This is a genomic window from uncultured Campylobacter sp., assembly GCF_937997405.1.
GTDB lineage: Bacteria > Campylobacterota > Campylobacteria > Campylobacterales > Campylobacteraceae > Campylobacter_B.
Genome location: NZ_CALKTL010000164.1, coordinates 23,751 through 33,861 on the forward strand (window position 1 = coordinate 23,751; position 10,111 = coordinate 33,861).

Annotated in this window: 12 protein-coding genes; 11 read left to right on the top strand and 1 reads right to left on the bottom strand. The window is 48.7% G+C overall.

What is annotated here, in order from left to right; all coding sequences use genetic code 11:
• Positions 1-282: 282 nt before the first annotated feature.
• From Q0372_RS08860 to Q0372_RS08910, 11 genes are all read left to right on the top strand, one after another.
• The gene (locus Q0372_RS08860; protein WP_298104963.1) at positions 283-621 is read left to right on the top strand and encodes a hypothetical protein; all 339 of its coding nucleotides are present in this window, start codon (positions 283-285) and stop codon (positions 619-621) included.
• 22 nt (positions 622-643) lie between these two features.
• Positions 644-931: a restriction endonuclease gene (locus Q0372_RS08865; protein WP_298104997.1), complete on the top strand. Its 288-nt coding sequence runs from the start codon at positions 644-646 to the stop codon at positions 929-931.
• Positions 932-1,197: 266 nt separating this feature from the next.
• The gene (locus Q0372_RS08870) at positions 1,198-1,899 is read left to right on the top strand and encodes a cytochrome-c oxidase (RefSeq protein ID WP_298104966.1); all 702 of its coding nucleotides are present in this window, start codon (positions 1,198-1,200) and stop codon (positions 1,897-1,899) included.
• Positions 1,900-2,307: 408 nt separating this feature from the next.
• Positions 2,308-3,543: a hypothetical protein gene (locus Q0372_RS08875; RefSeq protein ID WP_298104969.1), complete on the top strand. Its 1,236-nt coding sequence runs from the start codon at positions 2,308-2,310 to the stop codon at positions 3,541-3,543.
• A gap of 183 nt (positions 3,544-3,726) precedes the next feature.
• Positions 3,727-5,157: a hypothetical protein gene (locus Q0372_RS08880; RefSeq protein WP_298104973.1), complete on the top strand. Its 1,431-nt coding sequence runs from the start codon at positions 3,727-3,729 to the stop codon at positions 5,155-5,157.
• A gap of 15 nt (positions 5,158-5,172) precedes the next feature.
• Complete coding sequence (locus tag Q0372_RS08885; RefSeq protein ID WP_298104976.1) at positions 5,173-5,730, top strand: hypothetical protein; 558 nt, start codon at positions 5,173-5,175, stop codon at positions 5,728-5,730.
• A gap of 153 nt (positions 5,731-5,883) precedes the next feature.
• The gene (locus Q0372_RS08890) at positions 5,884-6,231 is read left to right on the top strand and encodes a hypothetical protein (RefSeq protein ID WP_298104979.1); all 348 of its coding nucleotides are present in this window, start codon (positions 5,884-5,886) and stop codon (positions 6,229-6,231) included.
• Between the two features lie 246 nt (positions 6,232-6,477).
• Positions 6,478-7,209 carry a hypothetical protein gene (locus tag Q0372_RS08895; protein WP_298104983.1) on the top strand — a complete coding sequence of 244 codons (732 nt, stop codon included), beginning with the start codon at positions 6,478-6,480 and terminating at the stop codon, positions 7,207-7,209.
• A gap of 68 nt (positions 7,210-7,277) precedes the next feature.
• A complete protein-coding gene (locus Q0372_RS08900) occupies positions 7,278-7,703 on the top strand; it encodes an ecotin family protein (protein ID WP_298104986.1) in 426 nt (141 codons plus the stop codon).
• Positions 7,704-7,878: 175 nt separating this feature from the next.
• Positions 7,879-8,580, top strand: a complete 702-nt coding sequence (locus Q0372_RS08905) for a YbaK/EbsC family protein (RefSeq protein WP_298104989.1) — start codon at positions 7,879-7,881, stop codon at positions 8,578-8,580.
• A 156-nt stretch (positions 8,581-8,736) separates the two neighbouring features.
• Positions 8,737-9,399 carry a hypothetical protein gene (locus tag Q0372_RS08910; protein WP_298104992.1) on the top strand — a complete coding sequence of 221 codons (663 nt, stop codon included), beginning with the start codon at positions 8,737-8,739 and terminating at the stop codon, positions 9,397-9,399.
• A gap of 458 nt (positions 9,400-9,857) precedes the next feature.
• Here the strand turns inward: Q0372_RS08910 and Q0372_RS08915 are convergent.
• A partial coding sequence (locus Q0372_RS08915) for a DUF5339 domain-containing protein (RefSeq protein ID WP_298104994.1) occupies positions 9,858-10,111 on the bottom strand: 254 nt, incomplete at its 5' end.

Here is a 10,111-nt window from a genome sequence, read left to right on the forward strand (position 1 = left end):
AATTGTAAAAAATTAGGAGAAAAACGATGATACCAAGCTACAAAGAGATGATGTTTCCGATTTTAAGATTTATCGGCGAGCGCGGCAAGTCAGACAGAAAAGAAATTTTCGAGTTCATTACAAAGCTATAAATTTAACGACGACTAACTCTTACAGAGGATACCTAGCGGCATGCTTGTATATGTTAACCGTGCAAGCTGAGCGTTATCGGACTTTGCAGGAAATAAAGAAGTTGTAAATTTACCTGACGTTAAAAAGCCTATCAAAAGATCAGGTAGAGGCGTGTACGAGATAACGGATCTTGGCAAACAAATGCTAAAAAGTAAAGACGCTCAGGCAAAATTTGAGGCTTGGTACGATGAAATTTATAAAAACAAAAGCGCTCCAAGCACCAAAATCTCGCAAATCGTGACGCAAGAAAAGACGCCTATCGACATCATCGTCGAGACAACAAACGAGCTCGCAAAAAATCTAAAATCTCAAATTTTAGACGAAATTTCACAAAAAAAGCCGAGCTTTTTTGAGTATTTGGTGACATGCTTGCTCGAAAAAATGGGCTACGGAGTAGGCAGACTAACCAAAAAACGGCGCGGACGGCGGTATAGACGGTATTATAGATGAAGATGAGCTTGGATTATCGCAAATTTACGTCCAGGCTAAAAGCTGGCAAGGCGCGGTTTCGCGTCCTGAAATTCAAAAATTCGTAGGCGCGATATCGGATAAGCAGACCAAAAAGGGTGTATTTATCACGACGTCAAAATTTAGCAAAGATGCCGCAAGATGCGCCGCAAACATGCAAAATTACACGATTGTTCTGATTGACGGCGAACGACTGGCGGAACTGATGATAAAATATAAACTCGGCGTTCAAGTGCGGCAAAATATCGAGATTTGCGACATCGACGGCGACTTTTTCGGCGATGAAATTTAAACGTAAAGGCGAAATTCGTTTTCGGATTAAGCGCAAACGGAAAAATTTAGCTAAGCAATCTAAATTATAAGCTAAATTTTACGACTAACGGCGCTTAAATTTAGCCGCGTAAAGCGTCGCGCCGAAGCCGGATCAAAAGAAAATAAAGCCGCCGCAAAAAAATTAAAATTCCGCAAAAATATATTCGTTAAAAATCAAGCTCGCGTTCTTAAATTTCAAGATATAATTACGAAGCAAATTTATAAAATTTAACCGAAGGAGAGACCATGAAAAAATTTCGTTCACTACTGCTCTGTGCGGCGGCGGCTGCGACTTTGAGCGCCCAGGGTGAGGATAAAGTGGAAAAAATCACTTCGATCGACATCTATGTTTCGCCGTTTTATTCGGCTAAGGATGGTAAGCCCGAATACGTGCATGTTTACGAGCCGATCGACGATCTGTTGATGAAAAACGACGTGGCGAGCCTAAGAAAGGCGATCAAAATCATCGAAGACGCCCCGGACATGGTCGCTCCGACCACGCTGATGACGGTCGCTGCACGCGCTTATGATCTGGGGCTTAAGGACGACGCGGTGTTTTGGTTCTACGCGGGCAAAAATCGCTTCCTAACCTTCGCTCGCGTCATCGATATCAAGGACGAGATGTTTCGCGAGACTGAGTCCGCGAATGCGGCATTTTTGCAGCTAGTCGGCAACGTGGTAAATCCATATGCATTCTGCGATCTTGCTAAACAGCGCGATGCGGCGGCACGCGCCAGGGACTGGGTCAAGGCGCACCCGTATAAAGCGATATTTGATGAGAAATTTCCATCGCACTTCGTAGATCGCGCCGCTGCGCTCAAGGCAGCCGAGGACAAAATGGACGCCGCGCTGCTTAGGCAGGACGAGTTTTTCGCAGACCCCGCTAAAAAGGCGGACTTCCTAGCCAAGCGCAAAGCAAATGACACGGATAAGAGCTTCTGCGATTAGTATCGCTTAATCAGCGGCACTTTTGAAAAATCGGCATTATTTAAAATTTTGAGTTGCCAAAAATTTAGTATTGCATTTTTATCTCCTAAAGAAAATCTGCGCGTGAATTTAAAATTTTATTACGTAGAATTTTATCACTAACGGCACGCAGTGAAGCTTTGATATAAATCAGCCTAGATCTGTTTAAAATTTAGCAGAAGCTCGCACGTAATTCTATTTCGCATAAATTCTATCGACAACTAACACAAAATCAGATCAAATATTGCTAAAATTCCAGCCGTTTGGCGACGTAAAATTCCACCGCTACCGCCTAAAAATCGAAGTTTTTAAATTTAGCCGCGCAGCGAAATTTATCCGTTTTTATATACGAACATTATATAATTATCAAAATTTTTCCAAGGAGAGAGGATGAAAAAGCTCGCTACGATACTTGCGCTGCTCTGTGCGGCGGCGTTCGCCAAGGAGTATGAGTATATGGTGCAAAGTATGAGCTACAGCTCACTCGGAGATCGCAAGCAGAGCACGCATCTAAGCTACGACGCGGCGGCGCGCAAGCTGGAGCAGATAAGAGATACGAACTCCTCGGACGGCCTAGGCTCTAGCTACAAAGAGATCAGTTACTTTGACGAAAAGGGGGATATGGTTAAATTTGAAGTATTTAACCTTGATCTTAAAAGCGGCAAGTGGAAAAAAATAGAAGACTACACGGAAAGCGTCAAAGACGGCATCACGACGCGCGAGAGCAATTCAATAGCGGACGACGGCACGCGCAATGCGAGTAAAACCGTCTCCAGCTACGACGGCAACGCGACCGAAGATGTGCGATATAAGCTCGCAAAGGGCAAATGGCATAAAGAGAGCATGAGCAGATCCGTAAGAAACGCGTGGGATAAGGAGAAGCTTACGATAAGCTTCAAATGGGACGGCAAGAGCTGGCAGCCCAAAGATAAGACCGAAATTTTCTATGACGGCTCAGGAGAGATGAGCGGATACGTGAGCTACGAGTTTGTAAACGGCGCGTGGCAAAATAGCGAGCGAGAGATGCTTAACGGCGATCGAAACGGCAGCTACGAGCAGATCCGCAGCACTTTTCAAAACGGCGCGTGGCAAAACGCGACGATGAGTAAGCATGAGCTTGACGCCGCAAAGGGCGAGGAGGTCGTTACGAGCTTCATCTGGAACGACGAGAAGCGCGTGTGGGATAATATGAGCAAACAGACCGCTATCAAGAAGGGCGCGGATCTTAATATGACCTCTTATCTGTGGGATGAGCAGCTTAAAGATTGGGTCAAAAGCTACTCAAACGGCGAAATTTACGACAAATCGGGCGAGCGCCCGCTCGTGCAAAGCCACGAATCAAATTCCAGTAGCGGCAAATACGTCTATAGCTACGACGAGCACGGCAGCAATACCGCGATGGATATCTACAAGCTTGATGCGAGCGGCAAATGGGTGCAATCGGGGCGCTCGGAGGCTACTTACGATACCGCAATCCCGGCTGATAGCGTGGGGTACGGAGCCGCGCTCATGATGTTTGAGATGCCTAGCATCTACGCGATAACGAGCTTTAAGGAATTTAAGATTAAAGACGGAAAATCCGAGCTCATAACGGAGCAGACGTGGAAATATAAAAAGATAAAGTAGCGTTTGAAGATGCGTCGGTAAAATTTCGCGGCTAAATTTTATCTGCGCGTCCTTGCGCGAGTGCTGCAGTTAAATTTTATCATCGCGGCGTTTAAATTTAACAGACGCGGCGCCGCGCGAGCTTTGCGTTTAAATTTAGCGGACGTAGCATGGATTAAAATTTAGACAATAAAAGGAGCGGTCATGAGAGGTGTTTTTAAAATTTCACCCGAGGGTGCGGCAGATTTTGCGGCGGCAAATTTAAAAGCGCGAGCGATTATTTCGGCGGGCGCTTTTAAGGCGCGGACGGCGGTTTCGGCAGACAAGCTTCGAGTTCGAGCGGCAGTTTTAGCAGGCTCTATTTTGGCGGCGACGTTAACGCTTGCGATGCCTGCGGGCGCGACCGAGACGGCAGCAAAACACGCGGCGGCGGATAAAATTTGTCTGCAAAAGACGAGCTATAAAACAGAAGGCGGCGCCCTGCCGCGCTACGAATATGAAGTGAGCCAAAACTACGACGCCAAAACCCGCCGCTTAGAAAAAATTTACAGAAAAAGCAGCGAAGAGGGAGCGTCCGTATCGAAAAGCTTTAGCAAATTTGACGAAAGCGGCGAGCGCGAGATCGAAAATATCGAATACGACTGGGACGCGGACGCAAATAAATTGCGCGAAACGGCGATGAGCAAGCAGGAGATCGCAAAGGATGGCTCAAAAATTTATTTCAGCCTGCAAAGCAAGGACGGCAAGCCATACGACGGGGAAAAAGCCGTCGAAAAGCGCGAGGGCAAAACGGAAATTTTGCAAAATTTCACGCTAAAAAAGGGCAGATGGACGCCGACATACCTTACAAAAAGGATTGTCGATGAAAGCGACAGAAACAATTTCGTATCGACCTATGAATGGAACGCCAAAGCGAAAAAATGGGTGCCGTACGAAAAATCGATATATCACTACAACGGCGACGCTTACGCGGGCTCCGAAGGCTACGCGTGGCGCGGCAAATGGGTGCCGCTTACAAAACATACCGTCTTTACGGCCGCGGACGGGACGCGCAGCGAGATAAATTTTATATGGCGCGACGGCGCCTGGGAGCGCGATGAAAAGGTCTTACGCAAGATCGAGCCCAAGTATAAGCGCTTTAGCGAGCTAAGATCGCGCTGGGACGCCGCAAAAAACGAGTGGAGGGAGTACTACAAAAACGTGCACGAGGAGACCGAGGAAAGCAGGCTTCTACGCGAGCGAACCGAGCTCTGGCGCGAGGAATCGCAACGCTGGGAGGTCGTGTTTGAAAACGAGTTTAGCTACGACGCGCGCGGCAACGTGATAAAAAATCGCACGGCCTCCGATGGCAAGCAGTACGAATACATCTACGACTACGACGAAGCGGGTAATAACATCTCCATCATCCTGCGCGAGCCTGATGAGAGCGGCAAATGGCACGAGACGCAAAGGACGCAAAACGTCTTTGAGCGGGGCATTTTAGCGCACGACGTCCTGGATCGCGGCTTCATCGGCGACTACATAGCCGCGGGCGAAAACGCGATCAAAAGCAGCAAGCAGTATTTTCTAAAGGACGGCGAGTTTAAGCTAAACGAAACTCGCGAGTGGGTTTACGGAAAATGCGAGCCGCAATAAAATTTGGAAAGTCTCATGAACGAGCCTTATATCGTTAAAATTTCAGATAGCGACGCGATGATGTTCGGCTGCGAAGCGGACGAGCGGGTGCGAGAATTTGCCGCTAAATTTGACGGCCGGGAGTACGAAAGCGAGTTTGAGCGGACCGGCTATCTGCTCGGCACGGACGTTTTTATCGAGGTCGCGAGCGAGGAGAGTTTAAATGAAGGCTCCTTACGCGCTCAAATTCCAAACGAAAAGGCTTTGGACGCTGACGGCGGTACGACGGTTTTAAGCCTGCGCGAGTGGGACGGCAAGGAACACTGGCGGGTTCGCGCGAGCGGTGAAATTTTACGCGCGATAAGCGAGGATGAGGACGGCGGCGCAGCGTATCTGCTCCTTAGCCCGAGACATATCGCCGCAGAGGAGCTGCGAGGCGCCTTTGCGGACAAGCCGCCGCAGGAATTTGCACGCATTACCCGTGGCCTCGAAGCCAAATACGACTGCAAGGACCGAATGCTCTGCTACGTCGTTTGCTATTTTACGCCGAGGGGCAAAGAGGGGATGCGGGCGGACTTCGGCGTGCAAATTTGAAGCGCGGCGGATCAAATTTAAAATTTGCCTGTGCAGCGCGCTCGCGCCGAACAGCGAGAGTTTGATCCTGTGCGTAAGACCTGCGCCGCATGAGTGCAAACAAAATTTAAGCGACGAAATTTAAACCGCCGCGACGATCGAAATGGGGTCAAAATGATAAAATCCATAAAATTTGAGGGCGAAAGCATCGAGGAGCTGGAGGTTTGGTACTACGCCCCAAAGCACGAATGTAGCGCCGCAGAGTTCGCGCAGCAGTGCGGCAAGCTCGTACGCGCGGACTTTGGGCTTGCCTCCCTTTACGAGATAAAATTTGAAAAATTTACGCCGAGCGAGCCCGATGATTTTATGAAGGAGCGGATAACGGCTGCTTTGAGCGCGGCTGGCCTATCAGGCGAGCCTGAAAATTTCGCAATGGGCGGCGAGAACGACTGGGACTGGCAGGAGTGCTCGTTTGAGGCGAGCGGACGGCGATTTTTACGCATCTGGGCAACGTCGGCTTGATAAATTTAGCCGCAATACGGGCTTTGCGTGCCTGAGAGTTTCGAGCGGATTTGCCGCAAAGCGCTTGCAAAAGGCGCCTAGCGACGTTAAAATTCCGCGCTACCACTTATCTCGCGCGTATTTGCACGCCTTGAAGCGCAATAGCGTAAGCCCCGAGCAAGCTAGCGCGCCCTATTTTGCGCAAATTTACGCACCGAGGCGGGGCGGGCGCCCTGCTCTGAGCCAAAATTTATTTGAAGGGAAAATATGAAAAACTTATTTTTAGCCGCGCTTGCAGCATTAGCGCTTAGCGGCTGCGCGGGCTTAAAATGCGGCGCAAAGGACGGACGAGATGTCGCCGAGATCGACGTGCCCGAAGATGGCTGGGCGAGGTACCTAGGCACCGACGGCGAGGTCAAGGAGGTCGCGTTTTTCACGGCATTTTTCTCGGGGCAGTTCCGCCAGAGCCCAAAAGATGGCGAAAAGATCGGCTTCGTGCTTACCAAAAAGAGCGGCGAACGCATACCGATAAGGCTCGGCAATATGTATAAGGCGGCAGACGGCGCATTTGCGCTCGCGGATCTGGACGCGCAGGGCGACGTATGGCGCGGAGCAGAGGAACTACAAGGAGCAAAACGGGTGAAATTTTATAAATTTCAAGAAGGCAGCGTCAAAGTAACGGACTATGAGGCGCAAGGCGGGCTTTGCGAGGCGTTTTACGCAGGCCAAAAGATACGCGTCAAAAGCGTGCTAAGCCGCCGCACGAGCAAGGCGGGCAGGGCTAGCGGCGAAATTTCCACCGCGCAGACGCAGGGCGAAATATCGCGCGACGCCGTCAAAGCTTTAAACTCGCGCAAAAAGCTCTCGCCGCAAAGCTCTAGCAAAAATTTAGCGAACAAAAAGAGCGCCGCGCAAAAAACCAATAGCGAGGCGTTAAAATCAGAGGTGGAGGCGCTAAAAGACATCATCTGTATTGTAGGCAAAAACGAAGTTGATTGAAATTTCAGACTAATGTGTAAAAATTTCGCTAAAATTTTGAATAAAAATATCTTTTCAAGGAGTAAAAAATGAAAAAAAGCGTTTTATTCTTCCTCTTGCCGCTGTTTTTGTTCGGCGGCGAGGCGCAAAAGCAGCTAAACGTCTTTGAGCTAACGCCGTCAAAGATGCCGCCGCAGCAGTTTAAGGTCGAAGCGGTCTTTTCCAAAGAGATCAAAGCCGACTGCAACGACGCGTATCTGATCGGCGGCAAAATAGAGCAAAAAGAGGGCGCGGACGGGCTTTATTACGAGTTTAGCGGCGGCGATGAGCTTGCTCAAACGCTGATGCTATGCGACGGTAAGAAGCAAAAGAAGCGGATCTATTACGAGCTCACGCATCCATTCGCCTACGACGGCGGCGAAATTAGAATTTTGGCGCCCAAAGACGTTAAGGTCGAGCTTAAAATTTACGAGCTCATAGAGAGCAAAGAGCCTAAAATCCGCAAGATGAAATAATTTCGCAAGAAGCAGGGCGGACCGAGCTTATGCATGGCGGAATTTCCGCCATGTAATAGATCTTTCATCGCGCAATGGTTTTGCGCGCAGGCGAGATAAATTTTACGGCGAAGAATGGAATTTCGGCATCGATGGGTCGTTTGGTTAAAATTTCAGTATAATTCAAGGAGAGAGCATGTCAGAGAGAATTTTTGAAAGCCTAAAAGAGCTTTTGACGCAGCAGGGGGCGCGCTTCCGCGTCGTAGCTCACGAAAGCGCGGGCACCTCCGCCGAAGTCGCCAAAATCCGCGGCACGCAGCTAGGACAAGGCGCAAAGGCGCTGGTTTGCACGATCAAGGGCTTTAAGGACGGGCAAATTTCTTTTTCGCAAAATTTAAATTTAGCAAGCGCCGATGACGCGCAAAATCTCGACGCTTCCGCCCTTGCGAGCGCTCAAGGCTGCGAAAACGGCGCCTGCGCGGGAAATTTAGCTTTAACCGCCGATCAAATCTGCGCAAACGTACCGCAGCAGCTGAAGCTTCCTAGCGACAAACCCGCGGGTAGAAACGGCAGAATTTACGTCCTAGCGGTCTTCGCAGCCGATCATAAAACCGATCTAAAGCGCTTGGCAGAGGGGCTCGGCGGCACGAAAGCATCGCTCGTAAGCCCCGACGAAGTGGGCGATCTCACGGACTGCGTCATCGGCTCGGTGCCGCCTTTTAGCTTCCACGACAAGCTGCTGCTAATCGCCGATCCGTCGCTGTTCGGACGCTTTGAAGAGATCGCTTTCAACGCGGGCCTGCTTGATCACTCGATCATCCTAAACGCGCAGGATTACGCGCGCATCGCAGCTCCGCACATCGTTAGCTTCACCGAAGAGGCTACGGAAGGTGAATAGCTGCGCATCGTCCGTTTCACGCAAGAACAAGAGGACTCGGATTAAATTAGCCCAAAAGCAAGGGCAGAATAGAAAAAGATAGTTAAGGATGGCTGTAAAAGCGGCACTTTGATTTTTGATCTTTTTTCTTCATATTAAGGCTTTAAAATTTGCAGTATGATCAGAAGCAAAGAGGTCGCGATCGAAATAAGGGGGAATGCTATGAAGAAGGTGTGGACATTTTTGCTGTGCCTACTTGCGCTATGCGGCATGGAAAATGCTGCGGCTAAGGGAGGCGATGCGCCGCGACCGGAGATTTATCAGAGTATGAAAGATATTTACGACGATCTGCCGATCGCGCAACTGCCGATACGCTATCCGGGAGAAATTTCACCCTTAGCGGCTATCGATAAAAATTTACTTGATAAAAATGAGCTGTTTTCGTTCGCAAAGGAGAATTTTTTAATCGACAATCTAAGCGCGTATTGGGAGAGAATCAAAGACATAAGGGCTTGTCGTTTGCCAAAAAAGAGCGCCAAAACAATTCTGCTAAGGCTTTATCTGGGGGATTTCCAAGATAGCAAGCACGGGCACGAATATGTTTTTATGTGCCTTTTAAACGACGCATTTCGTATAAGCGATTGTCGCGAAATTTACGCCGATTACGTGCACTGCGGTAAAAGCAAGCCGCCGATGCGCGCCAAGCAGGAGTTCGTCATCAACGCCGATTTACGCTGCACAGTAACAACGCACTACTATACTTTAGATGCCGATAAAGAGCTGCACAGAAATGTCTGCGTGCACGAAATAAAAAACGGCGCGATCGTTACTAAGGATTAAAATCCAAGGCGATTTTGCGAGATGTTTTTGGCCGTAAATTTCATAGACAGAGCGGCAAACTGAGACGCGAATTCCCTCTATCTATGAGCCACGGCTATTTTAAATCGCGATAAAATAACGCTTAAACCGAGCCTCGAATTCATCATATTGATGAGGCGCTGTTTCGAGCCGCGCCAAAACGGCTCGTAAATCTTCAGTGTGCTGCAGGCGCCATGCCAAGATGCGTCGCCTTGCGAAGCATTTTAACGACGGTGAGCGCTTTATTGGTTTTGACTTCCTGCAACAAGCTAAATATCAAATCTGAAATTCTTAGCAAGCCCCGAAAGCAACGAGGATAAAACATCCAAATTTTAAAATTTAAAAATTTTTAAAATAAAAGTGTGAGTTTAAAAAGAATTAGTCGCGACGATATCGCATCGCCGCGACTGAAGAAGGCATCATCGTGCCCGCGAAGGTATTTATTTCATAGCGCCTTGTTGTTTCATCTGATCCATCATTTGCTTAAATATCTCTTTAGCTTGTTTGCAAGTGGCCTCTTGCTGCTCCTTAGGAAGTGCGCTGATCTGATCCATAGACTGCTTTTTTTGATCCTCATACATCTTGACCTGCTGCTCTTGACCCGCTTGTTTGTAGGTATCAACCATCTTATCAAGATCTGCGAAGTACTCTTTGCAGCTATCTGAAAGATCTGCGGCGCTAAGACTTAGCGCAA

Excerpts from the sequence above, each read along its gene's own strand:
- Q0372_RS08870 (WP_298104966.1), top strand. The coding sequence starts at position 1,198 with ATGAAAAAATTTCGTTCACTACTGCTCTGTGCGGCGGCGGCTGCGACT.
- Q0372_RS08875 (WP_298104969.1), top strand. The coding sequence starts at position 2,308 with ATGAAAAAGCTCGCTACGATACTTGCGCTGCTCTGTGCGGCGGCGTTC.
- Q0372_RS08880 (WP_298104973.1), top strand. The coding sequence starts at position 3,727 with ATGAGAGGTGTTTTTAAAATTTCACCCGAGGGTGCGGCAGATTTTGCG.
- Q0372_RS08885 (WP_298104976.1), top strand. The coding sequence starts at position 5,173 with ATGAACGAGCCTTATATCGTTAAAATTTCAGATAGCGACGCGATGATG.
- Q0372_RS08890 (WP_298104979.1), top strand. The coding sequence starts at position 5,884 with ATGATAAAATCCATAAAATTTGAGGGCGAAAGCATCGAGGAGCTGGAG.
- Q0372_RS08895 (WP_298104983.1), top strand. The coding sequence starts at position 6,478 with ATGAAAAACTTATTTTTAGCCGCGCTTGCAGCATTAGCGCTTAGCGGC.
- Q0372_RS08900 (WP_298104986.1), top strand. The coding sequence starts at position 7,278 with ATGAAAAAAAGCGTTTTATTCTTCCTCTTGCCGCTGTTTTTGTTCGGC.
- Q0372_RS08905 (WP_298104989.1), top strand. The coding sequence starts at position 7,879 with ATGTCAGAGAGAATTTTTGAAAGCCTAAAAGAGCTTTTGACGCAGCAG.
- Q0372_RS08910 (WP_298104992.1), top strand. The coding sequence starts at position 8,737 with ATGATCAGAAGCAAAGAGGTCGCGATCGAAATAAGGGGGAATGCTATG.